General features: G+C 69.4%; 22 protein-coding genes. 5 read left to right on the top strand and 17 right to left on the bottom strand.

The genetic code is table 11. The features are described 5' to 3' along the window. Nucleotides 1-19: 19 nt before the first annotated feature. The 8 genes from pdxA to O9K63_RS02945 all read right to left on the bottom strand — a co-directional run bounded on the left by pdxA (nt 20) and on the right by O9K63_RS02945 (nt 9,589). The gene (pdxA, locus tag O9K63_RS02910) at nt 20-1,066 is read right to left on the bottom strand and encodes a 4-hydroxythreonine-4-phosphate dehydrogenase PdxA (RefSeq protein ID WP_277240384.1); all 1,047 of its coding nucleotides are present in this window, start codon (nt 1,064-1,066) and stop codon (nt 20-22) included. Beyond that, nucleotides 1,063-2,433: a four-carbon acid sugar kinase family protein gene (locus tag O9K63_RS02915; protein WP_277240386.1), complete on the bottom strand. Its 1,371-nt coding sequence runs from the start codon at nt 2,431-2,433 to the stop codon at nt 1,063-1,065. The genes pdxA and O9K63_RS02915 overlap by 4 nt, the downstream gene beginning before the upstream one ends. Nucleotides 2,434-2,437: 4 nt before the next feature. Continuing rightward, entirely contained in the window at nt 2,438-3,934 is a 1,497-nt protein-coding gene (locus O9K63_RS02920) for a GntP family permease (protein ID WP_277240389.1), read from the bottom strand. A 196-nt stretch (nt 3,935-4,130) separates the two neighbouring features. Continuing rightward, complete coding sequence (locus O9K63_RS02925) at nt 4,131-4,982, bottom strand: alpha/beta fold hydrolase (protein WP_277240391.1); 852 nt, start codon at nt 4,980-4,982, stop codon at nt 4,131-4,133. After that, entirely contained in the window at nt 4,979-5,929 is a 951-nt protein-coding gene (locus O9K63_RS02930; RefSeq protein WP_277240393.1) for a 3-carboxyethylcatechol 2,3-dioxygenase, read from the bottom strand. The genes O9K63_RS02925 and O9K63_RS02930 overlap by 4 nt, the downstream gene beginning before the upstream one ends. Next, complete coding sequence (locus O9K63_RS02935; RefSeq protein ID WP_431190381.1) at nt 5,926-7,701, bottom strand: bifunctional 3-(3-hydroxy-phenyl)propionate/3-hydroxycinnamic acid hydroxylase; 1,776 nt, start codon at nt 7,699-7,701, stop codon at nt 5,926-5,928. Before O9K63_RS02935 ends, O9K63_RS02930 begins: the two co-directional genes overlap by 4 nt. A 111-nt stretch (nt 7,702-7,812) precedes the next feature. After that, nucleotides 7,813-8,658 carry an IS5 family transposase gene (locus O9K63_RS02940; protein WP_277242248.1) on the bottom strand — a complete coding sequence of 282 codons (846 nt, stop codon included), beginning with the start codon at nt 8,656-8,658 and terminating at the stop codon, nt 7,813-7,815. A 184-nt stretch (nt 8,659-8,842) separates the two neighbouring features. Beyond that, a complete protein-coding gene (locus tag O9K63_RS02945; protein WP_277240396.1) occupies nt 8,843-9,589 on the bottom strand; it encodes an IclR family transcriptional regulator in 747 nt (248 codons plus the stop codon). A gap of 197 nt (nt 9,590-9,786) precedes the next feature. Here O9K63_RS02945 and O9K63_RS02950 point away from each other — a divergent pair, with 197 nt between their 5' ends. Then, nucleotides 9,787-11,157, top strand: a complete 1,371-nt coding sequence (locus O9K63_RS02950) for an MFS transporter (protein WP_277240397.1) — start codon at nt 9,787-9,789, stop codon at nt 11,155-11,157. Nucleotides 11,158-11,163: 6 nt separating this feature from the next. Here the strand turns inward: O9K63_RS02950 and O9K63_RS02955 are convergent, their stop codons facing one another. The 5 genes from O9K63_RS02955 to O9K63_RS02975 all read right to left on the bottom strand — a co-directional run bounded on the left by O9K63_RS02955 (nt 11,164) and on the right by O9K63_RS02975 (nt 15,303). Next, on the bottom strand, nt 11,164-11,634 hold the full coding sequence (locus O9K63_RS02955; protein ID WP_277240399.1) for a DUF421 domain-containing protein: 471 nt from the start codon (nt 11,632-11,634) through the stop codon (nt 11,164-11,166). Nucleotides 11,635-11,776: 142 nt separating this feature from the next. After that, nucleotides 11,777-12,796, bottom strand: a complete 1,020-nt coding sequence (locus O9K63_RS02960; RefSeq protein ID WP_277242249.1) for an ArsA family ATPase — start codon at nt 12,794-12,796, stop codon at nt 11,777-11,779. Beyond that, nucleotides 12,787-13,044 carry a cory-CC-star protein gene (locus tag O9K63_RS02965; RefSeq protein ID WP_277240402.1) on the bottom strand — a complete coding sequence of 86 codons (258 nt, stop codon included), beginning with the start codon at nt 13,042-13,044 and terminating at the stop codon, nt 12,787-12,789. Before O9K63_RS02965 ends, O9K63_RS02960 begins: the two co-directional genes overlap by 10 nt. Then, nucleotides 13,041-14,744: a carbon starvation CstA family protein gene (locus O9K63_RS02970; RefSeq protein WP_277240404.1), complete on the bottom strand. Its 1,704-nt coding sequence runs from the start codon at nt 14,742-14,744 to the stop codon at nt 13,041-13,043. Before O9K63_RS02970 ends, O9K63_RS02965 begins: the two co-directional genes overlap by 4 nt. Before the next feature lie 163 nt (nt 14,745-14,907). Beyond that, nucleotides 14,908-15,303, bottom strand: coding sequence for a hypothetical protein (locus tag O9K63_RS02975; RefSeq protein ID WP_277240406.1), 396 nt, complete (start codon nt 15,301-15,303; stop codon nt 14,908-14,910). 130 nt (nt 15,304-15,433) lie between these two features. Between O9K63_RS02975 and O9K63_RS02980 the strand changes: the two genes are divergently transcribed. After that, nucleotides 15,434-15,712 carry a DUF4212 domain-containing protein gene (locus tag O9K63_RS02980; protein ID WP_277240408.1) on the top strand — a complete coding sequence of 93 codons (279 nt, stop codon included), beginning with the start codon at nt 15,434-15,436 and terminating at the stop codon, nt 15,710-15,712. Continuing rightward, entirely contained in the window at nt 15,709-17,475 is a 1,767-nt protein-coding gene (locus O9K63_RS02985; protein ID WP_277240410.1) for a sodium:solute symporter family protein, read from the top strand. The genes O9K63_RS02980 and O9K63_RS02985 overlap by 4 nt, the downstream gene beginning before the upstream one ends. Nucleotides 17,476-17,587: 112 nt before the next feature. Here the strand turns inward: O9K63_RS02985 and O9K63_RS02990 are convergent, their stop codons facing one another. The 3 genes from O9K63_RS02990 to O9K63_RS03000 all read right to left on the bottom strand — a co-directional run bounded on the left by O9K63_RS02990 (nt 17,588) and on the right by O9K63_RS03000 (nt 21,223). Further along, nucleotides 17,588-19,000, bottom strand: coding sequence for an SPFH domain-containing protein (locus tag O9K63_RS02990; RefSeq protein WP_277240411.1), 1,413 nt, complete (start codon nt 18,998-19,000; stop codon nt 17,588-17,590). Then, a complete protein-coding gene (locus O9K63_RS02995) occupies nt 18,997-20,700 on the bottom strand; it encodes an SPFH domain-containing protein (protein WP_277240413.1) in 1,704 nt (567 codons plus the stop codon). The genes O9K63_RS02990 and O9K63_RS02995 overlap by 4 nt, the downstream gene beginning before the upstream one ends. A gap of 235 nt (nt 20,701-20,935) precedes the next feature. After that, nucleotides 20,936-21,223 (bottom strand): sulfurtransferase TusA family protein, encoded by a 288-nt coding sequence (locus O9K63_RS03000; protein ID WP_277240415.1) that lies wholly within the window; start codon nt 21,221-21,223, stop codon nt 20,936-20,938. Nucleotides 21,224-21,378: 155 nt separating this feature from the next. Here O9K63_RS03000 and O9K63_RS03005 point away from each other — a divergent pair, with 155 nt between their 5' ends. Together O9K63_RS03005 and O9K63_RS03010 are read left to right on the top strand one after the other, a co-directional pair. After that, entirely contained in the window at nt 21,379-21,957 is a 579-nt protein-coding gene (locus tag O9K63_RS03005; protein WP_431190382.1) for a DUF6318 family protein, read from the top strand. A gap of 188 nt (nt 21,958-22,145) precedes the next feature. After that, nucleotides 22,146-22,877 carry a hypothetical protein gene (locus O9K63_RS03010; protein ID WP_277240419.1) on the top strand — a complete coding sequence of 244 codons (732 nt, stop codon included), beginning with the start codon at nt 22,146-22,148 and terminating at the stop codon, nt 22,875-22,877. Nucleotides 22,878-22,883: 6 nt separating this feature from the next. Here the strand turns inward: O9K63_RS03010 and O9K63_RS03015 are convergent, their stop codons facing one another. Continuing rightward, on the bottom strand, nt 22,884-23,945 hold the full coding sequence (locus tag O9K63_RS03015) for a Fic family protein (RefSeq protein WP_277240421.1): 1,062 nt from the start codon (nt 23,943-23,945) through the stop codon (nt 22,884-22,886). Nucleotides 23,946-24,111 lie beyond the last annotated feature (166 nt).

Consider the following 24,111-nt stretch of genomic DNA (forward strand, 5'->3'; position numbering starts at 1 on the left):
TGACTGTCGTGGGGGCCGGTCACCTGGGCAGGTACTCCTCCCGGATGCCATCGACGAAGGGAGCGTAGTCGACCGCGGCGAGGTAGGCCGAGCGCATGGTGCCGTGGTCGGCCTTGCCGCTGCCGGCGATGTCGAAGGCCGTGCCGTGGTCGACGGAGGTGCGCAGGATGGGCAGGCCCACGGTCACCGAGATGGTGCCGTCGAAGTCGTAGGTCTTGGCGGCGATGTGGCCCTGGTCGTGGTACTGCGAGAGCACCCCGTCGTAGCGCCCGATGAGGCCGTGGTGGAAGACGGAGTCGGCCGGGATGGGGCCGGTGACCTGCAGGCCCTTGTCGTTGACGGCCGCGACGGCCGGGCGCAGGATCTCGATCTCCTCATCGCCGAAGGCGCCGTTCTCCCCGGCGTGCGGGTTGATCGCAGCCGTCGCCAGGCGCGGGTTCTCGACGCCGTAGATCTGCAGTGCGCGGTGGGCGCGTTCGATCGAGTCGATCTGCGTCTCGACGGTGATCTTGTCGAGCGCCTTGCGAAGGGAGGTGTGCCGGGTGGCGAAGAAGATCCGCAGGTGGTGGCCGCCGTGGGCGTCGTTGCGCACGACGAACATCGTGTCCTGCTTGGTCACGCCGGTGAGCTCCCCGAGCATCTCGGTGTGGCCGAGGTGCTCGCTGCCGGCGGCCCAGATGGCCTCCTTGTTGATCGGGCCGGTGACGATGCCGGCGACCTGCTGGTCCATCGCGGCCTTCGTCGCGACCTCGATCGCTTTGATCGCCGCGCGGCCGGCGGTTCCGTCCACGGTGCCCCACTCGAGCATCGTGTCGCCGAGCACGCCGATGTCGTGGACGTCGATGACGCCCTCACCGGCGGGCGGGGTGTCCCAGCCGTCGACGCTGCGCACCTCGACGTCGAGGCCGAGGACCTCGACGGCCTTCTCGAGGGCGATGCGGTCACCGACGGCGATGCCGTGGTGGTCGGGGTCGCCGGCGAATTCGGCGAGGGTCTGGGCGGTGATCTCGGGGCCGATGCCGACGGGGTCGCCGATGGTCAGGGCGAGGACGGGAGCGGTGCTCATGGTGTGGTGTCTCCTTCGTGGCCCGGTCGGGCCGATGTCGTGGATGGAAGGGGGTGGGTCAGGGACGGTGCGGCGCGGACGGCGCGGGTCCTCGCCTGGGCCATCTCGGCGAGGCGGTCGAGGCACAGGAGCGTGGTCTCCGTGTCGCCGACGAGGCCGCCCTTGGTGACCATGGGCAGGCCGGCGTGCGGTCCGGAGACGATCTCCCCGGCGACGGCGAGGGGCACGACCTCGTCCTCGACCTCGAGGCCCTGGCCGTCGAGGTGGTGCAGCACGGCGGCGGTGATGTCACCGCCGGTGGTGAAGAGGCCGTCCACGGGGGACTCCGCGAGGGATCGTCTGGTGATCTCGCCGAGGGCGACCGGCAGCTCGTCGCCCTCCTCGGGGGAGAGCCGGCGCAGGTCGCTGCCGTCGAGCACGGTGGCCACGAGGACGATCTCACCGGGACCGGCCTGCTCGAGGGCCTGCACCACCTCCGGGACGGTGGCCTCGACGTCGGGGACGACCGAGTCGGGCAGTGTCGTTGGACGCACGACCCGGCAGCCGCGCTCGGTGATCAGTCGGTGCAGCTGGGCCCGGGTCAGGTCGGTGGCCGACCCCGAGACGGCCAGCAGCGGCCCGGCGCCGGACCGGTCGGGGAGCCCGAGCGCGGTTGCCATGGCGAGGGCGCCCGGGCCGGGGTCGACGGTCACCCACTGGACCTCGTCATCAGCGGCGACCGCCGCGGTGGCCACCTGGTCGAGGTGCTCGACGGTGAGGGCGTCGGCGACGATGACGTCGATGTCCTCGCGCAGCAGCGCGCGGATCGTCGCGACGAGCTCCTCGTGCGGGCTGGTGACCGCGCTCAGGCCCAGGTAGCCGACGCGCAGGTCGGTGAAGCGGGTCAGCAGCTCGCCCACGTCCGAGGTGTCCACGGGGGTGCGTGGGTCCCTGGCCAGCTCGGTCTGCTCGAGACGACGGCCCTGCAGCAGCTGGTGTCCGTCGACCGTGACCCGGCCGGCCAGGGGGTGGGCCGTCAGGCACAGCGCCATGACCCGGCGGTCCGAGAGCTCCCGGACCGCCGTGAGCATGGCCTCGGTGGCGACGCCGATGTTGCCCCGCAGGGTGGTGTCGACCCGGGTGCTCAGCAGCTCGACGGGCCAGCCGGCCCGCACGGCGGCGTGGATCGGTCCACGCACGTCGTGCGGGTCGGCGTGCCGTGAGTCGGTCGTGACCACGATCGCGTCGAACTGCGGGTGGAACTGCGCGATCGCGCTCCACTCGTCGGCCCGTCCCAGGGTGACGGCCCGCATACCCGTCCTCGCGAAGCCGGCCGCGCTGGCGTTGGCGCCGGTGAGGTCGTCCGCGACGACGAGGACCGTGGCCACCTCGTCAGCCCATGACCAGGTCGAGGATGAACAGCAGCGGCAGGGACCCGGCCCACACGGCGGTGGTGATGCCGGACCAGCCCTTCAGTGCTGCCGTGCCCTCGAGGCCGGTGAATCGGGTGACGACCCAGAAGTAGGAGTCGTTGAAGTAGCTGAAGACCATCGAGCCCGAGGTGCACGCCAGGACCGCGACCACCGGGTCGATGCCCAGGTTGCTCACGAGGGGAGCGGTGACCGAGGCGGCGGTGATCATCGCGACCGTGCCCGAGCCCTGGGCGACACGCACGACGCTGGCGATGACGAAGGGGACGAGGAAGGCCGGCAGGGCGGTCGCGGCGATGGCCTCGGCGAGGGCGTCGCCGACACCCGAGTCGCGCAGGACCTGACCGAAGGCGCCACCGGCACCGGTGATCAGCAGGATGAGGCCGGCCGAGGCGGCGGCGTCGGCGAACCAGCCCTGGACCTTGCTGCGCGGGGTCCAGCGGGGGAGCAGGACGTAGACCGCGAGGACCGCGCCGATGACGAGGGCGACGACCGGGTTGCCGAGGAAGGCGAAGGGAACCGTCCAGCCGCTGGGCTCGTACTCACCGGAGAGGACGCCCTGCTGGTTGCGGTCGATCGCCGCGGTGACGGTGTTGCTGACGATGAGCAGCAGCGGGACGAGGAGGGGGAGGGAGCCGAGGAGGGCGCCCACGGGGCGGTGCTTCTTGCCGGCCGGAGGCTCACCGAGGTAGGCCGCCGGGTCGTAGGTCTGCACGTCCGCGATGTCGTCGCCGCGACCGGTGGCGGAGTCGCGCTCGTCGGACTCGAGGGTCAGGGTCGCGGTGGAGCCCCCGGTGGCGACGGCGTGGCCGTAGACGGCCTCCCGCACCTCGGGGATGATGCGGTCCTCGAGGAGCGGGCCGACCCAGCGGGCGTAGACCACGACGACGGGCAGGAGGATGACGCTGAAGACCAGGCCGACGATGATGACCATGCCCAGGTCGGCGCCGAGGATGCCGGTGGCGGCGAGCGGGCCCGGGGTCGGGGGGACCAGGTGGTGGGTCAGGGTCATGCCGCAGCCGAGGGCGAGTGCGAGGGCGACGTAGCCGCCGCGCTTGACGCGCGCGATGGAGCGGGCCAGCGGGTTCATGATCACGTAGCCGGAGTCGCAGAAGACCGGGATCGAGACGAGCGAGCCGACGGTGCCCATGGCCCACTCCTCACGGTCCTTGCCAAAGCCCCTGAGGAAGGCGCGAGCGAGCGCGTCCGCGGCCCCCGAGACCTCGAGGAGCTTGCCGATGGCCACACCGAGACCGATGACGATGCCGATGCTGCCCAGGGTCGATCCGAAGCCGTCGGTGATCGAGCCGACGATGTCGGTGAGCGGCTGACCGGCGACGATGCCGGTGACGAGCCCGGCGATGAGCAGGGCGATGAAGGCGTCCAGCCGGGTGCGGAGCACCAGCACGATGATGGCCGCGATGCCCAGCACGAGGGCGAGTAGCAGTTGTATGTCCACGATGACACTCCTGAGCGCGAGGGGCGGGCGTCACTGCCCGACATGAGCGAGTATGGCACCCGTAGTTGCGCAGAACAAGCATCTGTGTGCATGAAATGCGCAGAGCCCGCCTGCGCAGTGCGACTCGTGGGGTCGGGACACGACTTCGCTCCTGAACCATCGTGTGTTCAGGAGCGAAGTCGTATCGGCGTGGAGGTCAGTCGCGCAGGAAGTGCAGCACCTGCTCGGCGAACTCCTCGGCGTGCTCGATCTGGAGCCAGTGGCCGCAGCCGTTGATGAGGTACATGCGGGAGTTGGGCAGCATGGAGGTCAGCCGCAGGGAGTGCTCGAAGTGCACGACGCGGTCGTCGCGGCCGTGGAAGAGCAGCACGGGCGCGGTGATGTCGCGCAGGCGGGCGTGGTCGAGCTCGACGACGGGCTTCTTGCCGGTGCCGTCGATGAAGTTGCGCGCGTGCTCGGGGTGGGCGAGGACCATGTCGGTGCGCTGCTGGATCAGCTCGTCGGTGGCGAACTTCGAGTCGAAGGTCATCACGTCGACCAGTTCCTTCAGGGTCTCGAAGGAGGGCTGGCGGTAGCCCTTCTGCAGCACCTTCAACCCCTCGGTCAGGCCGGCCGCGCCCATGAGGGTGGGGGCGCCGGAGGAGGAGCCCATGGTGATCAGGCGGTGCACGCGCTCGGGGTGCTCGTAGCCGAAGCGCAGCGTGGTCCCGCCACCCATGGAGTTGCCGATGATGGTGGCCTGCTCGATGTCCAGCGCGTCGAGCAGGTCCAGCAGAGCGGTGGAGTGGTCGCGCTCCTGCCAGGTGACCGGGTCGGACTCGCCCCAGCCGGGCATGTCGACGGCGATGACCCGGTAGTGCTGCGCCAGGCGGGGGATGACGGCCGAGAAGTTGCTCCACCCGGTCGCGCCGGGCCCCGAGCCGTGCAGCAGGATCAGCGGCTGGCCGCCGCCGGCCTCGTTGATGTGGATGTTCCACCGGCGGGTGGCGACCATCCGGCTGGTCGACTCGTAGGTCAGCTCGCTGGTGGGGGTGGTGGTAGCGGTCATCGGTTGGTCTCCTTCGTGCGTGCGGTCATGACCCCGAAGCCGGCGATGTACTCGCGGATCGGGCGGTAGTACTCGTGCTCGACGGTGTAGTCACCGACGGCGGACATCGCGGAGAAGGCGGCCACCCAGGAGCGCACCTCGTGCGAGGAGTTGCCGGCGACCCGGGTCATCTCCTCGACGTCGTAGCGGTCGAAGGCCGCCACCTCGCCCGCGCGACAGAGCCGCAGGAACTCGCGGTCCCAGTCCGGGTTGAGGTCGGTGATCGTGGCCGTGCCGGCGGCGAAGTCCTTGGCTGTGTCGATGACGCGTTGCTGCCGGGCGGCCTGCGCCTCGGGTGTGGGGTTGCGTCCGTCGATGAGCTTCTCGCGCACCTGTGGGGTGGCGGTGGCCCACTGCGGCACCGGCGGGTCGTGGCTGAGCCCGCCGGAGGCGATGACCAGGATCCGCTCGGGGCGCTCGGCGGCCCAGGCCCCGATCGCCTCGCCGAGCAGCCGGATGCGTCGCATCGGGACGAAGGGGGCGGCCACCCCGTTGACGAAGAGGGGGATGGTCGGCACGGTGTCGACCCCGCCGAAGATCACCTCCAGCGGCTGGACCGCGCCGTGGTCGACGCCCATCGCGCGGGAGATCGTCAGGTCGACGTCGCGCGCCTGCACCGCCCGGGCGAGGTCCTCGGCCACATCGGCCGGGACGCGAAGGGGGCCGGTCGCGGTGTCGTAGTCACCGAGGCCGTAGGCGCCCAGGCCCAGGCAGAAGGGCGGCATCGTGTCGTAGAAGAAGCCGTTGTAGTGGTCCGGCCCGATGGTGATGACCAGATCCGGGTCGACCTCGCGCACGAAGTTCCGCACGGCGGAGAAGGCGCTGTCGACCTCCCTTCGCACCTCGTCGGTGACCTCGATCCGGCCGAGCAGGGGAGTGTGCGACATCGCCACCAGCGACAGGCTCATGCCGACACCCCCACCGGTCCCTGAGGTGCGAAGCCGTGCGCGGCTGAGCCTCGAAGGGACCCCACCGACGTCGCCCCCATCGCGACCCGCAGCGCGGACAGCGCCCGTCCCGACTCCTGCGCCAGGCAGGCCGCGGCGACGAACCGGTCCGGCCGCAGGAAGACCACGCCCATTGCGGAGCGGTCGAACCAACCCTTGAGCGAGCCGTCGGTGTCACCGACGACGAGGGTGCCGGAGCCGGCGTACTCCCGCTCGGCCCACGGACGCTGGCTCTCGGACATGAAGGAGACGAAGCGTGCCCCCATGTGCTCGAGCTGGTGACGCTCCTCCTGCGTGAAGAGACGCGCGGGGTCGTTCCCCCAGGCCGCGACGGTCCACCACGGACCGATGACGTCGTCGAGACGCACGCCGGTGTGCTCGTGGGTGTTGACCCGCGGCTGGATGAACTGCTTGCCGACGGGCGTCTGCTTGTCGACGGCGTTGCGCACGGACATGAAGCGCGAGGTGCGGCGGCGCTCCTGCTCGCCGGGGAGCAGCGAGTCCGGGGAGACGATGACGCCCTTGGCGTAGAACGGCATCGGCTTGAACCGCATGTCGGCGAAGTAGCTCTTCACGCGGGGGCTGAGGTTCATCGCCCGGCTGACCGTGTCGCGCACGGCGCAGACGGCGCGGTTGGTGGGCTTGATGACCGAGCCGAAGGTCATCGACAGGTCGATCATCGCCTTGGCGTGGTCGCGGCGCTCGACATCGTAGGTGTCCAGGAGCGACTCGTCGGCCTGGCCGGCGAGGACGCTCGCGAGCTTCCAGGCGAGGTTCGTCGCGTCGCGCATGCCGGAGTTCCACCCCTGGCCCATCCACACCGGCATCAGGTGCGCGGCATCGCCGGCGATGAGGATGCGTCCCTGGCGGAAGGAGCTGGCGATGCGGCCGTGGTGGGTGAAGACGCGGCGACGGATCACGTCGAGGGCCGAGGAGTCCGGCACGTGGTCGGCGAGCAGACCGGCGACGAACGCGTCGTCCTCCACCCGCTCGCTGGGCTCGTCGTCGAAGAGCATGAACTCCCAGCGGCGGATGCCGTGCGGCAGGCCGATCGAGACGTAGGGGCGCGCCGGGTCGGCGCCGAGGTAGACGTTGGGCGCGCCGAGCGGGTCGTTGTTGACGTCGATGACGACCCACCGGGTCGACGGGGACTCGCCCACGAAGTCGACGTCCATCCGCTTGCGCGTGGGGGAGGACCCCCCTTCGCAGCCGACGAGGTAGTCCGCGGTGAAGACCTGCTCGCGGGTCGACCCGTCCGCCTCGGTGACGGTCGCGGTGACCTCGACGTGCTCGCCGCGGTCGACGCTGCGGGTGACCGTGTGGTCGAAGAGGACCCGGACGTTCCCGAAGCGCTCGAGCCCCTCGTGCAGCTGCTGGTCGACGAGCGGCTGGATGAAGCCGAACTTGCGCGGCCAGCCGAAGGGCTCGCCCTGCGGGGCGTTGGTCACCATCGTCTCGCCCCTGCCGTTGACCAGGCGCATCACGTGGTGGGGGATCGTGTACGGCTCGACCTGCTCGACCAGGCCCATGGTCTGGATCGAGCGCATCGACTCGTCGTCCAGGCCCACGCCCCGGGGGTAGTCGATGAGCCGGCTGCGCGACTCGAGCAACGTCACGTCCCGGCCGTAGCGGCCCAGGAGGTTGGCCAGTGCCAGGCCGACGGGGCCGGCTCCCACGATCATCACTTCACTGTGCATGGCTCGACCATGACGGCGCGGCAGCCGCGGCCCCATCACGTGTGCCACCCGGTGGCACGGCACCGGCGCGCGATTCGCAGGAGCCTAAGCAGTTGCGAGGGAGGTGGCCCCGGTTCTCGCAGGAGCCTAAGAGGTCCCGCCAGTAGGTCATGGTCGCTTGTTCGGTCGTTTGTCCCAGCGGTGGCTGGTCCATGCCTTGCGCAGGAGCCGGCGGACGATGATCGCGGCGTTGGCCAGGGCGATGAATGCGGTGATGACGTGGGTGCGGCGTTCGGTGCAGATGGCCAGCTTTTTGAAGCCGCGGTTGTGCCAGGAGTTGGTGCGCTCAACGACCCAGCGGGCGCCGGCCTGCAGGGGGAAGCCCTTGGCGCTGATCACGGGCGTGCAGCCCAGTTCCTCCAGCAGCTCTCGGGTGATGGCGCTGTCGTAGCCGGCGTCCAGGTGCACCGTGATCTGCTCGGGCAGCCCGACCCCGAAGCGGATCTCGAACCTGCCCAGTTGTTCCAGCGTGGGCCGCAGGAAGGGTGAGTCGTTGCGGTTGGCCGGGGCGACCATGCAGCCGATCGGGATCCCGGCCCCATCGGTCATTACCGACCGCTTGGTGCCTTGTTTGCCGCGGTCTACCGGGGATCTTCCCGCGGCGTGGCCACCGCAGGGAGCCTTGACGATGCACCCGTCGACGGTGATGTCTGCCAGGTCCAGGCCCACGATCCGGTCGTAGGCTTCCAAACAGATCTGCTCCAGCCGCTGAAAGAGCCCGGCGCGGATCCACGCATCGCGACGTCGGCGGATCGTCGTGGCCGAACAGGCCGAGTCCGCGATCCGTTCATAGGCAGCACCCAGCACGAGGCTCTGCACGAGCTTGTCGAAGACGACCCGGTCATCGATACGAGGGTTGTGACATCCCAGCGGGTGGGTGTCGACGTGGTCGGGGATCAGCGCGGCGAACTGGTCCCACAGGGGTTCGATGACAGAAGATGGCAGGGCAGGCACAAGCACCTCGGAACGGAAGACGGCGTTAGACACCTCTTCCTGTACCGGTGCTTGTGCCTGCCCTATGTCACCGACACGCGCCCGCCGGCCAGCCACCTACTGGCGCAACCTCTAAGCAGTTGCGAGGGAGGTGGCCCCGGTTCTCGCAGGAGCCTAAGCAGTTGCGAAGGGCTGGCGGGTCGCCTCAGGCGGACCGGGCCATCGCCCGGGTGGCACGGGCGCAGACGTCGAGCAGGAGCTGCTCGTGACCGGCCCGGGCGACATCGGGTGGACCGGTCAGGGCGAGCGATGCGCAGGGGCGACCATCGGCGTCCATGACGACCGAGGCGACGCTGCTGACCCCTTCGACGTACTCGTTGTCGTCAACGCCGATCCGCGATCGGGCCACCCGCGACAGCTCGACCCGCAGCGCATCACCGTCGGTGATCGTCTGCTCGGTGAAGGCGATCAGCTCCGAGTCGCACACCCGCTCGGCCGCCTCCCGGTCGAAGGCCAGCAGCACCTTGCCCAGCGAGGTGCAGTGCGCCGGGGCACGACCGCCGATGCGGGAGGGGGAGTGGGCCCGGTGCCGGCCGTGGAGCTTGTTGAGGAAGACGATCTCGTCCTCGCGCAGCACCGCCAGCTGGCAGGTCTGCCGGGTCGCCTCGTACAGCACGGAGAGGAAGGGGGTCAGTACCGTCTGCACGCGCGCGGCCACCGGGTCGGCGGGCAGGGCCAGGTGGGAGCCGAAGAGGGGGCCGGTGCGGAAGCTGTCCCCACGCCGCTCGACCGCCCCGCTCTCCTCGAGGGTGTGCAGCAGGCGGAAGGTGGTCGACTTCGGGATGTCCGTGCGGCGCGCCAGCTCGCTGACCCCCAGGCCCTCGGACCCGAACTGGTCGACCATCGCGAGCAGCCGGACCGCGCGGTCCACGGCGTTGACCTTCTTCGGCACGGTGCTCCCTTCGTGGTCTCGAGGCTCGGCCGCGGGGCGGCGGTTTCGAGGCTCGTTCCTCGCACCTCAACCCAGCGCTCGCGCCTCGACCGACGTTCGAAGCCAGCGTACGCGCCGTGCCACTTGGTGGCACGGACGATGTTGGGCAGGGCGCGCGATACCCACCAATGGTCCCAGACCAATTACCTGGAGGACCCATGATCAACGATGATCTCGCCACGCCCGGCGGCGCCGCGACGCCGCCGGCCACCGCCATGACGACCCCCGCCGAGCGACGCCGCGCGCAGTCGTCCAGCTTCCTCGGCTCGGCCGTGGAGTACTACGACTTCCTGCTGTACGCGGCCGCTGCCGGTCTCGTCTTCCCCGACCTGTTCTTCTCCGAGGTCGACCACGGCACCGGGGTCATCCTGAGCTACCTGACGCTCTTCACCGGGTACGTCTCCCGGCCGATCGGTGGCCTGCTCTTCGGCCACTTCGGCGACAAGCTCGGCCGCAAGAACATGCTCGTGGTCACCCTGCTCGTCATGGGCATCGTCTCGATGGTCATCGGCATGATGCCGACGGCCGCGAGCATCGGCATCGCCGCCCCGATCCTGCTGGCGGTCCTGCGGCTCGTCCAGGGGCTCGCGGTCGGCGGCGAGTGGGCCGGCGCGATGCTCATGGCCGGCGAGCACTCCACCAACCGCTCCAAGGGCATCGGTGCGAGCCTGGCGATGGCCGGTGCCCCCTTCGGTGCCGTCATGGCCACCCTCGTCCTGGGCATGACCACCGGGCTCACCGGGGACGCCTTCTTCGAGTGGGGCTGGCGCGTGCCCTTCCTGCTCTCCGCGGTCGTCGTCGCCGTCGGGCTCTACCTGCGGCTGCGCGTCTCGGAGTCGCCGGAGTTCGAGGCGGCCCGCAAGCGCGGCGAGATCCACACCGGTCTGCCGGTCGCGGTGCTCTTCACCAGCTACCGCCGCACGGTCGTGCTCGGCAGCCTCGCGGTCATGGCACCGCTGTTCATGCAGGGCCTGCTCGCGGTCTTCATGGTCCCCTACGTCGTCGCGAGCGGCGCTGTCTCCCAGGAGAACGCGCTGTACATGCTCACCCTGAGCAACTTCGTGCACGTCTTCACGATCCCCCTCTTCGCCTGGCTCAGCGACCGCCTCGGCCGCAAGCCGGTGATGCTCGCCGGTGCCGCCTTCTCCGCCGTCGCGATCTGGCCGATGTTCATGCTCTTCGGCAGCGGGGACCCCACGCTGATCACGATCGCCTTCCTCGTCGGCAACCCGCTGATCCAGGCCACGATGTACGGCCCCGTCGGCGCGTACCTGTCCGAGCTCTTCGAGCCCGCGGCCCGCTACTCGGGTGTCTCGCTCACCTACCAGCTGGGCTCCCTTCTGGGCGCCGGCCTCTCGCCGCTCGTCGCGCAGCGACTCGTCGGCGCCGACGCCAGCACGACGAACCTCGCCTGGTACATCGTCGGCGCCTACGTCGTCAGTGCCGTCGCGCTCATCTTCTCCCGCCGCGTGGCCGCGCCGGAGGAGGGGCGAAGGGAGTCGGCCGAGCAGGCGGTGACGGTCGCCTGACCGTCGTCACTCCTGGGCGACGAAGGGGGTCACGCTCGACCCGTCCCCGATGTCCTCGCGACCGATGACGCCCAGGCTGCCCTCGCGCAGGAGCAGCACGGTGTGCACCTCCTCGAGCGACCCCTTGCCCGCGCCGCGCGCCGCCTCGTGGACGTCGTCCTCGATGAGGCGGTGGCGGCGGAGCGCGCGGTCACGCATCACGCCGTCCTCGTAGAGCACGACCGGCGGGTGGTCGAGCAGCCGCCGCACGCCCGTCGAGTGCGAGCGCAGCCAGGCGAGGACCCACTGGAGCACGACGAGCAGGACGAGGACCGCGACCAGCTGGCTGACCGTCCCCTTCTCCGCGGTGATCAGGCGGCCGAAGGCCGAGCCGAGGGTCACCGCGATGACGAAGTCCAGCGGGGCCATCTTCGACATCGTGCGCGGGCCGGTCCCGCGCAGCAGCAGCACGAGGACGAGGTAGCCGACGGTCGCCATCACCGCCGCCTGCAGCAGCGGGGTCCCAGAGGAGTGAGGTGGTCATCGCGTCACCGTGCCACAGGCGCGCCTCGGACCCCGCATCCGCGCGGCCCGCCCACGACCACGCGCCGCGTCAGTCCGTCGACGACACCGCCCTGGGTCAGCCCGCCGGGGTCCCGAGGACCTCCGCGAAGTCGGCCACCGCATCCGCGCCGACGATGTCCGCCCCGAGCAGCGGCAGCTGGACCACTGGCACGCCGGGCAGCCGCTGGTAGAGCACCTCGAGGTGCTCCTCCTCCTGGGCCCGCCGGGACTCCAGGAACCCGCCGACGTCGGCGGGGGAGCGCTTGTTGACCACGAGCCCGGCGACGTCGACCCCGGTGCGCTCCAGCTGCGCGTACAGCTCGATCGTCTCCAGCACGGGCAGCCGCTCGGCGGTGAGCACGATGAGGAAGGCGGTGCGCTGCTCGTCCTGCAGCAGCTCGCGCAGCCGCGTGAAGCGCGTCTGCCGGCGCGTGAGGATCCGACGGATCTCCTGGTCGCGCCGCCCGCGCCGGTCCGGCCCGCGCGTCGAGCCCTCCCGGTCGCCGAGGACCGAGACGCCCGGGTCGTCGGGGTCGTGGCCCCCGAGTCCGCGCAACGCGGCGCCGAACTTCTCCGAGCGGTCCTGCCGCCGCAGCAGCCCCTCGGTCCACGCGGACATCGTCTCCGGCAGGGACATCAGCCGACTGGTGTGCCCCGAGGGTGCGGTGTCGAAGACGACGAGGTCGTAGCGGCCCTCGGCCTCCTCGATCGTCTCGGCGACGCGCTCGAGGACGGCCGCCTCGTGCGTGCCGGGGGAGTCACGGGCGAGGTCGAGGTGCTTGGTGACCTCCCCGTGCAGGTGCTCGGGCATCAGCCGGCGCATCGTCGCCCCGACCGCCGCCAGGTGCTCGTCGGTGGTGCGGGCCGGGTCGATCTCCACCCCGTCCAACCCCTCGGCGAGGTGGACGATCTCGTCACCGACCGGGCGGTCCCACAGATGACCGAGGTTGTGCGCCGGGTCCGTGGAGACGACGAGGGTGCGCCGCCCCCTTCGCGCGGCAGCGAGGGCGAGGGCGGAGGCGACGCTGGTCTTGCCGACCCCGCCCTTGCCGCCGACGAAGAGGACCCGGCGGCCCTCGACGACGTCTAGCAGCAGCACGAGAACTGATCCAGCGGCGAGCGGTCCAGACCCATCCGGGTGTGCCACTCGTGCACCCGGTCGTACATCACCGGCAGCAGCTCGGCGGTGTAGTAGCTCGCCGGGTTGGGCACGCCGAGCGCCTCGGAGAGCACGAGCATCATGAAGAGGTCGTCCTCCTCCTGCTTCGCCCGGGCGAATGCCTGCCGGTAGGGCGCGTAGTAGAACTCCTTCAGGCCGGCCGAGAAGCGCTCGAGCCAGGTCATGACCGGTCCCGCGCGACGCCCGCGCGCTCGAACTCCTCGTCGTCGGCGCCTTCGCCCTTGCGGGCACGGTTCATCGCGCCGACCGACTCGACGATGACCCAGACGGCAGCGACGAGGATGATCAGGTCCAGCCCGAGCAGCAGCCAGTTGCTGTCGCGGTAGAAGGTACCCAGCTGGACGAAGAGGGCGTAGATCGTCATCGTCAGCAGGAAGACCATCGGCACCACGACGGGCAGGACGCCGCGCTTCTTGCGCAGCAGCATCACGCTGATGATGCCCAGCGTCAGGCCGGCGAGCAGCTGGTTGGTCGTGCCGAAGAGCGGCCAGATGAGCAGACCGCCCGAGCCGTCGAGACCCGCGCCGAAGGTCAGCGCGAGGGCGACGCCGACGGCGATGATCGTGGCGGCGCCCTTGCCGATGCTCATCCGCATGGCGTCACCGGCCTCCTGGACGACGAAGCGCTGCAGGCGCACGCCGGTGTCCATGGTGGTCGCGGCGAAGAGCACGGCCATCGTCGCCAGCACGGTCGCGCTGAGCGTGGTCGGCAGGCCGATGCCGGCGTTCATGATCGATGCGCCGCCGTCGACGAAGGCCGTGACGCCGCCCTCGTTGAAGGCCGAGTAGACGGCCTCCCAGTCCGCGAGGGTGCGGAAGCCGGCGGTCGTGGCGATGATCGCACCCAGGGCCAGCAGGCCCTCGCCGACGGCGCCGAAGTACCCGACGAACCGGGCGTCGGTCTCCTTGTCCAGCTGCTTGGAGCTGGTGCCGGAGGAGACCATGCCGTGGAACCCGGAGATGGCACCGCAGGCGATGGTCACGAAGAGCAGCGGCACGAGGCTCGGGGTGCCATCGGGGACGTTGTCGTTGAAGGCCGGGGCCACCATGTCGCGGCCGGCGAAGAGCACGGCGCCGTAGAGCAGGCCGAGACCGATGAAGAGCTGCAGGCCGTTGATGTAGTCACGCGGCTGGAGCAGCAGCCACACCGGCAGGATCGAGGCGATGCCCGCGTAGACGAAGAGGATGATGATCCACACCCCGTTGTCCGGCACGCCCATGACCGTCTCGGGGAGGGAGATGGGGAACTGGTCGCCGATGAGGATCAGCGTGTAGAGCGCGACGACGCCGACGACGGAGACGGCCGCGAGGTTCCAGCTGAAGCGGTAGATGGCCTGACCGATGAGCAGGGCGACGAGGATCGCGCCCCACACCGGGATGACGGCCGTCGGGGTGCTGATGAGCAGGCTGGCGATGACCACCGCGAAGGCGGCGTTGACCATGAGCAGCAGCAGGAAGATCACGACGAGGAAGAGGTTCGCCCCGCGTGCGCCGATGTACCGCTCGGACAGCGCACCCATGGACTTGCCCTTGTTGCGCACCGACGCCCACAGCGCACCCATGTCGTGCATGCCGGCCATGAAGATGGTGCCGACCGTCACCCAGAGGAAGGCCGGCAGCCAGCCCCAGATCACCGCGACCGCCGGGCCCACGATGGGAGCGGCGCCGGCGACGGAGGTGAAGTGGTGGCCCCACAGCACGTACTTGTTCGTCGGGACGAAGTCGACCCCGTCGGTCAGCTCGTGCGAGGGAGTCGTGAAGTTCGGCTCCAGCCGGTAGACGCGGGTGGCGAGGTACTTCGAGTAGAGGAAGTATCCGGCGAGGATCATCGCCACGCCGATGACTGCGAGCAGGACCGAGTTCATCGTTGACTCCGATACGGCGAGTAGGGCATTCCTCTACGGGGAGTAGGGGATCCTCTCCACGATACCGGCTACCGTTTGGTAGTTGAGGGATCACGAAGGGGGTCACGGCCGGCGTGTCCCAACCGTCACCTCGGCCGTGGTTCGGGACCGTTCGACCCGTCGGTCAGTCGGCCTGCCCGAGCCACAGGAGACGGGCGGCGTTGAGGGCGAGCACGCCGCCACCGAGGCTGAAGACCAGACCCGGCCCCGGGTACCAGCCCTGCGTGCCCACGAGCGTCAGCACGTGCACCACCTGCCACACGGGCAGGGCGACGGCGACGACGCCGGCGATCGCTCCCTGCGCGGCCGCCAGCCGCGGTCGCCGGACGATGCCACCGGCGAGGGCGAGAAGGCCGACGTAGAAGGTCCACTGCCCCGGGCCGCGGAATCCGCTGACCTCACCCAGAGGGGTGTAGAGCCACGGCAGGAAGGCACCGACCATGAGCAGGGCGGCCACACCGAGGAGCATTCCGTGGCCGGGGGGCCGGCGTCGTCGCTGCCGTGCGGGCCGTGAGCTCATACCGGGCACCCTAGACCGCCACCACCCGCCTCCCGCGTCACAATGCTTGACTGCTGTACCACCTGCTGCTTCTCTGGAAGTGCTCCCGGCGGCAACGGGGCCGCACGGGCACTCCAAGGAGGGGTCTGTCGTGGACCAGCAACAACGCACCGAGTACTGGCGCCGCAACCTGAGGCTGATGGCGGTGCTCCTGGTCGTGTGGGCACTCGTTTCCTTCGGCGCAGGCATCTTCTTCACCGAATGGTTGAACCAGGTGTCGATCTTCGGCGTCCCGCTGGGCTTCTGGTTCGCCCAGCAAGGATCGATCATCACCTTCCTCGCCCTCATCGCGATCTACGTCTGGCGGATGGACAGGCTCGACCGTGAGTACGGCGCGGACGACTACGAGGAAGGGGTGCGCCACTCATGAGCGAGATCCAGCTCTGGACCCTGATCTTCGTCGCGCTCTCCTTCGGTCTCTACATCTACATCGCCTACCGCAGCCGGGTGTCCGACACCGCCGGCTTCTACGTCGCCGGCGGCGGGATCCCCGCTCCGGCCAACGGCGCCGCGATCGCCGCCGACTGGATGAGCGCCGCCTCGTTCATCTCGATGGCCGGCCTGATCGCGTTGGCCTACAACGGGTACTCCGGCTCGGCCTACCTCATGGGCTGGACCGGCGGGTACGTGCTGCTGGCGATGCTGCTCGCGCCGTACCTGCGCAAGTTCGGCAAGTACACGATCCCGGACTTCGTCGGCGACCGCTACAACGAGACCGCCCGGCTGATCGCCGTCATCTGCGCGATCGTCGTCTCCTTCACCTACGTCATCGGACAGATGGCGGGCGTCGGCGTCGTCTTCAGCCGCTTCCTCGAGGTCGATCCCACGATCGGCGTCATCATCGGGATGGCGATCGTCTTCTTCTACGCCGTGCTCGGTGGGATGAAGGGGATCACCTGGACGCAGGTGGCGCAGTACAGCGTGCTGATCGTCGCCTACCTCATCCCCGCGGTCGCCATCTCCACCCGCCTGACCGGTATCCCGGTCCCGCAGATCGGCTTCGGGCAGATCATGGACGAGTTGGAGGGACTGCAGACCGACCTCGGCTTCGGCTCCTACACCTCGGCCCTGACCGGCACCGACCAGCTCAACATGTTCCTGCTGACCGCGTCGCTGATGTTCGGCACCGCCGGCCTGCCGCACGTGATCATCCGCTTCTACACGGCGGCATCGGTGCGGGCGGCGCGCTACTCGGCGCTGTGGGCGTTGTTCTTCATCGCGCTGCTCTACACGACCGCCCCCACGGTGGCCGCCTTCGCGAAGTACAACATCCTCACCGACCTGCGGGGCACACCGACGGAGGAGCTGCCGTCCTGGTTCTCCACCTGGGCGAACGTCGGGCTGATCACCGGGCCGGACGGCGCCCCGCTGCGCGACCTCAACGGTGACGGCACGTACAACTTCACCGGGGCAGCCTCCGACGTCACCAACGAGGTGATGATCAACAACGACATCGTGGTGCTGGCCTCGCCGGAGATCGGTGGCCTGCCGGCACCCATCGTCGGCCTGGTGGCCGCCGGTGGCCTCGCGGCGGCGCTGTCGACCGCCTCGGGTCTGCTGCTGGTGATCTCGTCAGCGATCTCCAACGACGTCTACCACAAGCGGATCAACCCGAAGGCGGAGGAGAAGCAGCAGCTGCTCGTGGCCCGGATCACCATGGCCGTGGCCATCGTCATCGCCGGCTACTTCGGGATCAACCCGCCCGGGTTCGCCGGGGAAGTGGTCGCGCTCGCCTTCGGCCTGGGCTGTGCCAGCTTCTTCCCGACCCTGGTGCTGGGCATCTTCTGGAAGAAGTGCACGGCCGCAGGAGCCGCGGCCGGCATGGCCGTCGGCATCGGCGTGACGTTGTTCTACATGATCTGGACCATCGAGATCTGGGGCAACAACGAGGGGATCTTCGATATCGCCGCGACCGGCTTCGGCGCGGTCGGCATGGTGATCAACCTGCTGGTGACCATCATCGTCTCGCAGTTCACCGCCAAGCCCAGCGAGCTCGTCCAGGAGCTCGTCGAGGAGATCCGCTACCCGGGACAGACCGCCCTGGTCGCGGCGCACGCCGCCGGCGAGCTCAAGCTCGACCACGACGACCCGGAGGAGGGCGACAAGGGCCCCGGTCGACACCGCCCCGGCTGACCGGAGGACACGACGAAGGGGGGTCGGAGACCGTGGTCTCCGACCCCCCTTCGCCACGCTCCCTGAGGTGCGAGCGCCCCCCCGGGCGCGAGCCTCGAAGGGACTCGGGCCCCTACTCGCCCCGCTGATCCCGGTACGCCCGGGCTGCGTTCGAGGCGGCCTGCCGGGCGTCCTCCTGCATCGCGGCGGACGACTGCTGCTGTCCACCCGAGCCGGACCCGGACTGCCGGATCGTGCGGTGCGTGCTGCCCTCGCCGGAGACCTGCGGCAGCAGCTGCGCCATGAGCAGCGTCGACAGCGCCGAGGTGTCACCGCTGCCGGCGTCGGTGTGCACGATGACCGGCCGCGGTGCGTGCTCGGCCAGGGTGGCGCCGACGTCGAGGCGACGCTGGGCCAGCTCGTACTCCAGCACCGCACGGTTGTCGCGGTAGGCGGTGGCCAGCTGCTCCTGGGCCTTGGCCTCACCCTGGGCGGCGACGAGGTTCGTGCGCGCCCGGGTCTCGATCTCGTAGCGGACCTTCTGCGCCTCGGTCTCGCGCTCCTCGAGCATCTGGGCGACGTCCTTGCGGGCCTTGTTCAGCGAGGCCTGGACCTCGACGACCTTGGCGTCGCGGACCTTCTTGGAGCGCTCGATCTCCATCAGGAGGGTGTCGATCCGGCGCTTGCGCGTCAGGTCCCACTCCTTCTCGTAGGCAACGAGCTCCTTGGCGACCCGCTCGCGCGTGGCCAGGTGCTCCCGGTAGGTGTCGGGCAGCTGCACGTCGGGGATGTTGCAGCCCATGATCTGCACGCCGTAGCGGGTCAGCTGCCGGTTGAGCAGGTCCTGCATGTCCTTCACGTCGCTGCCGCGCAGGTCATAGGCCTGCTCGGTGAGGACCTGGCGGCTGCGCTGGCGGATCGCGTCCTGCACCGAGTTGGACAGCACGAGGTCGAAGTTGCCGGCGCCGATCGTCTGCACGAATCGGATCGCGTCGACGATGCGGAAGCGCAGGAAGAACTCGATCGACTTCAGCGGGACGTTCTCGTGGGTGGGGGAGGAGAGCACCGGGGCGGTGTAGGGGATCTCCGTGGTCACGTCGACGACGTAGGCCACGCGCGCCCACGGGTGCCACAGGTAGTGGCGACCGGGGGAGAGGCCCGGGCCGGAGATCGCGCCGAACTTCGTCAGCACACCGACCGTGCCCTCCTCGATCTCGACGATCGAGGAGCGCCACCACCACAGGGCGGCCAGCAGCACGGAGATGATCGCGACGACGATCGCCACCCCGCCCATGCCACCTGCGACGTCTCCGCCGGTCGCCATGAGGATGATCCCGCTGACCAGCGCCCACACGGCGAACCAGATCAGGCCCGTCCAGCGCAGGCCGCGCTTGTCCTTGGGGATGACGACGGGCACGAGCGAGCCGGAGTCACCGCCGCGCAGGAAGCGGGCGACGTCGCTCCACGAGGAGACGACCTCCTTGATCGAGCTCATCCCTTGCCCGCGTGAGGCGCGGACGGCCTGCTCCATCATCTGGTCGCTCATGCCTGCTCACCCTCGTCCGTCACGTCGTACTGCTGCGGGGCCGGCATCGCCGGTGGTTCCTCGGGTGCCGGCGGTGGTGGTGAGGTCGCCTCGCTTGGTGCGACGCCCCCTTCGTCTCCGAACTGGGCGGTGACGCTCTCGTCGGTGACCGACTGGCGGATCGCGTCGAGGCGCTGCTCGCCCTCGGTGTCGAGCTGGGTCTCCGAGGTTGGCAGGATCTCCACGTCCGTCTCCTCGGGGGCCTGCAGCAGCTGCTCGATGTCCGCCTCGCGGGCGGAGACCCGCTCGGAGATGTCGCCCTGCCGCGAGCGGATGGACTCCATGGCCTCGGTGGAGAAGAGCTGGCGGTCCTGGCCGCCGACGAGCTGGCGGGCGATCTGCAGGTAGTCCACGCTCTCGGACTCCGCGCCGATCCGCACGATCTGGGGAAGGGAGTGGGAGACCGACTCCATCTTCTCCAGCTGGTCCTGCTGGTAGCGGTAGTCGAGGATCTCCGGCGCGAGCGCCGCGCTCAGTGCGCGGATGTCGAGGGCCTGTGCCTCGAGCAGGGCCGCGTTGGCCTTCGCGTCCGACTCGGACTCGACGAAGCGCTGGCGGGCGACCGCCTCGGCCCGGTTGGTCTCGCGCTCCAGCGCGGTGTCCATCTGCGCCTGGTAGCGGGCGATGTCGGCCTGGATGGCGGAGAGGTTCTCGTTGAGCGAGGCGAGGTCCTTGTTCAGGTCACCCTCGTTCTGCTCCTTCTTCAGGCTCAGCTCGTAGTCGTAGGTGTAGGCCTCCTTGGCCACCCGGATCATCTCCGGTGCGGCGAGGTCCATCCGGTACTCCTGCGCCGACGGCTCGGCGTGCGTGATGTTGGCCGTCGTCAGCTCCACCGCGGGGGCGAACTGGGCGTTGAGCTGCTCGAGCAGCCGGGAGGTGCTCTCGCCGACGAGGTCGTAGATGCCCGAGGCCTCCTGCTCGTAGATCAGCGAGCGGGTGGTCTCGGAGATCGCGTTGTTCAGCTTGTCCTGGAACCCCTGCACGGCGCCGAGGACGAAGACGAACTCGCGGGCGCTGACGATGCGGAACTGGAGGAAGAGGTCGACCGAGGCCTGGACGCCAGACTTCGTGGGCGCCGAGCGGATCGGCGCGTTGAAGGGGTACTCGCGGGTGGTGTTGACGATGTAGGAGACCCGCTTCCACGGGTTCCACAGCGTCACCCGGCCGGGACCGACCTCGTCCTCGACCTTGCCGAAGCGGCTGATCAGTGCGGTGCAGCCCTCGGGGACCATGACCATGCCGTGGCGCCACCACATGAAGGCCGCAGCGACCACGACGAGCAGCCAGTAGTGCGGGCCGAAGACCGCGGAGGTCAGGCCGAAGGGCAGCAGGAAGATCGAGCCCACGATGCCGAAGAGGACCAGCAGCACGGCGGGGAGCATCGCCCGCAGGCGCCCGCCCTTGGGCATGACCATCGGGGTGATGACGTGCACCGGGCCGTCGGTGCCCATCTCGTACTGGCTGCGGCTGAGGTGCTCGGCGGCCTCGTCGAGGGAGACCTGCTCGGCGTTGATCCGGGTGCCGGCCGATCCGCCCTCACCCCGGGCGGCGGGGAAGTCCCGTGCGTTGAGGTCGAACCCGGCGCTCTGGGCGCCCTCTCGGGCTTGGTCGACCATCTCGCCCATGCCGCTCGAGTCGGCGACCTGCCGGGCCGTGTCCATGAATTGTTGGGCTCGGTTGCTCAAGCCATTTCCCCCTGCGAATCGGTGTGGCGGTGACCACACCTGATCCTGTCACACCGGCCCCCACCGCTGGCTGAAGTCCCGCGGTGGTTGAGGTGTGAGCGCCCCCGGGCGCGAGCCTCGAAACCACCCCACGGTCCCTGAGGTGCGAACCCCGAAACCACCCCACGGTCCCTGAGGTGCGAGGCCGCCCGCGGCCGAGCCTCGAAGGGACTTACTCCACCACCCGCCACGGAAACGCGGGATCCGTCGACCTCGCCTGCGGCGAGATGCACACCCCGTACCGCGGCACGCCCTCCTCTTCGACCGGGCCGAGGTACTCGTGCCCGGTGATGCGGCACCACGCCGGCAGGTCGATCGGGGCGATGGGGTCGCTGGTCTCGAGGTGGACCACGGCCCCGGGGTCGAGGTCGAGGGCCTCCTGGCGCAGCAGGACGAGCAACCGTGCGCACCCGAGGTCACCGCCGCGCAGCAGGTGCGCGCCGTCGGGGAGTCGTTCCATGGCGGTCATTGTGGCGCAGGCCTGTGGATACTCGAGATGCGGTCGGGCGAGATCTCAATACCCTTGGTCACCGATGCGGCCTCGCTCGGAGGCCCGAGGGAGGAACACGCGTGCGAGTTGTCCGACACCGCCCGGCGGCCGTCCTGGCCGCGACCGTGCTGGCGCTGTCCGCCTGTGGTGGTGATGGCGAAGGGGGGTCCTCCAGCTCGTCGACGACCGCGAGCCCGCAGCCGGTTGAGCCGTCGTCGAGCAGCTCGAGCTCGTCGTCCAGCTCGGCTTCGTCGTCGTCATCGGGTGGTGCCAGCGATGCCCCCGATCTCCCGGAAGCCGCCACCAAGCACACGCAGGACGGGGCCGTGGCATTTGCGAAGTATTACTGGAGGGAGGGAGGCCGTGCACTTGATACCGGCAAGACAAGCAGGTTGAGGGCCATGTCCGGTGAAGAGTGCACCGTCTGTTTCAAGATCATCGACTCCGTTGAGGCTGACATGGAGAAGGGGCGGACATCGGACATAAACCCCACCGAGGTCGCGAATGACGTGAAGGTGACCTCGGAAACCGATGGGAAGTCAGAGAGCGCTGTGACTTTGAGCGTCACCGACGCCAGCTACCGCATGGTCGACTCCTCGGGCAAATCTCACGGCCGAGCCGATGCAGTGTCATACGACGTGATCGTGTACTTGGACTGGGAGGGGTCGTCGTGGCAGGTCGTGGACAGCTTCATCATCACCTGACCCGGTGGGGTGGCCTCGTTGCTGTCGTGCTTCTACTTCAGGTCGCCAGCCCTGCGGCTCATGCCGAGGACCCCAAGTTGGACAACTGGCGGATTTCGCACCACGTGGACGAGCGATCGGTTATGAAGGGCGAGAAGAAGAAGCAGCAACGACCGCAAGGCCAAGATCAGCAACGGTCTACCCGCGGGGTGAGCACTTCGGCCCCTGACATCAACTGGGAGACCAAGGAGCGCACCTGCACGAGCGGTGGTCTCGACCCGGCCTGCAGCGCCACGATCATCGACTGCAATACCAATCCAGACGCCTCCGGCCCGCCTCGCCTGATCTGGTGGCGCCAAGAGGGCACCCAGCAGTGGTACGGCCCGACCCAGACCTGCCTGCCGGGTTACCCGCCTCCACCGGACGTCAACGACCCCACGATCCCGCGGACGTCGGCTCCGCCCCCGCCGGTGCCCACGATCGGCCAGATCCGCGAAGCCTTCATGGCGTTGCCCTTCGCCAAGCCCGAGGTATCCATGCAGCCAGTGGGCAACAAGACACTGGTCAACCTGCCGACGTACTACCAGGCCGCGTGGCCCGAGGGCGCAGGCCTGAAGCCGGGCGACGTCAGCAAGCCGGTGCAGCTGCTGTCTTGGACGATCGAGTTCAAGATCGCGTCGAAGGACTACCGCTACACCTTCGGCGATGACGCTTCCTCGGGCTGGACCGAGAGCTCGGGTGGGGTCTACCCGGATGGCGACATCACCCACACCTACGACAGCACGGGCACGCACTCGGTGAAGGTCGACGCCCGACTCGTCGGCCAGTTCCGCGTCAACGGCGGCGCGTGGCAGGACCTCGGCGCTATCGCGGACCTGCAGGACGAGCCGGTGGCCGAGCTGCAGGTTATGGGCACCAGGACGCGCCTCGTCGACAACTGAGGGGGTTCAGCGGCGGCGGGCGCGCAGCGCGAAGTCGTCCAGGGCCGCGGTGACATCTTGGGCCACCCACGCCACATAGCGCTGCCCGCCCTTGGCCTTGGTCAGGATGCCGGCGTCACGCAGTCGTGCAATGACTTGGTCGGCTGCCGGTTGGGACAACCCGATCTCGCGTTGGATCAGGGCCGACGTGACCACCGGCTGACTGAGCAGCCGCGGCAGCACGCGCCAGATCGACGCAGTGCGCCTCGCCGAGATCGAGGACGACCAGCGCGAGTGGATCTCGACAAGGTCCTGCGCGAGTTGGCGGCCATTACCGATGGCCGCCAAGGTGGCATCGGCGAATCGCGTGATGATGGGGTTGACGTTACCCGTGCGGTAGGCGGTCAGGGCCGCGAAGTAGCCGTCGGTGTCGGTCAGGAGACCGGCTGACACGGGCACTGTTGCGCGAGTGGTGGCTCCGCCGTGCTGGAGCATGGCGTGCACGAGGGCACGACCGACTCGACCATTGCCGTCGTTGAAGGGGTGGATCGTCTCGAACTGTGCGTGCGCAACGGCGCACTGGGCAAGCAGTGGAATGTCGGTACGGGCCATGAAGGTGCACAGGTCATCCATGGCCGCTTCCACTCGCGAGTGCCGGGGCGGGACGAAGGCAGCATCATGCGGGGATGCGCTCGTGCCGCCGATCCAGACCTGCTCCGTGCGGTAATGACCGGGTGCGACATGGGTCTCGGTGTGCATGAGCGCAGCGTGGACAGCAAGGACCGCAGGTGGAGTGAGCGAGTCGGCGAGCTCGATCGCCCGTGTCACCGCATCAACGTTGGCGGCCACGAGACTGGCGTTGCTGCCTGGTTTGGCGAGGTGCAGCTCGGCGAGCGCAAGTGCTCGCGCGCCGGCGGTCACGTGCTCGATCTGGGAGGACGACGCCGACTCGGTCCGCAGCAGGACGGCTGCCAGGGGAGCGAGCTCGGCCCCGGGAAGGATCGACGACAACTCGGCATCGAAACGTGAGATCTCGGCTCGCGCGTCATCGGCGGCAGCGAGAGCCGACGGATCGGCGTCGACGTCCAATGGCGCGATGGTGCTTGGGACAGCGGCGTCGTAGGTGGGCCGGATCCGCGAGCGTTGCCGTCGGGAGAGCGGCTGGGCGGGATCGCGATGCCAGGGGACTGATTCCCAGGACACGGCCCACGGATGCCGTTCACGAGCCATCGACGCTCCTAACATAAGCAGAAAT

The organism is Janibacter cremeus, assembly GCF_029395675.1.
GTDB lineage: Bacteria > Actinomycetota > Actinomycetes > Actinomycetales > Dermatophilaceae > Janibacter > Janibacter cremeus_A.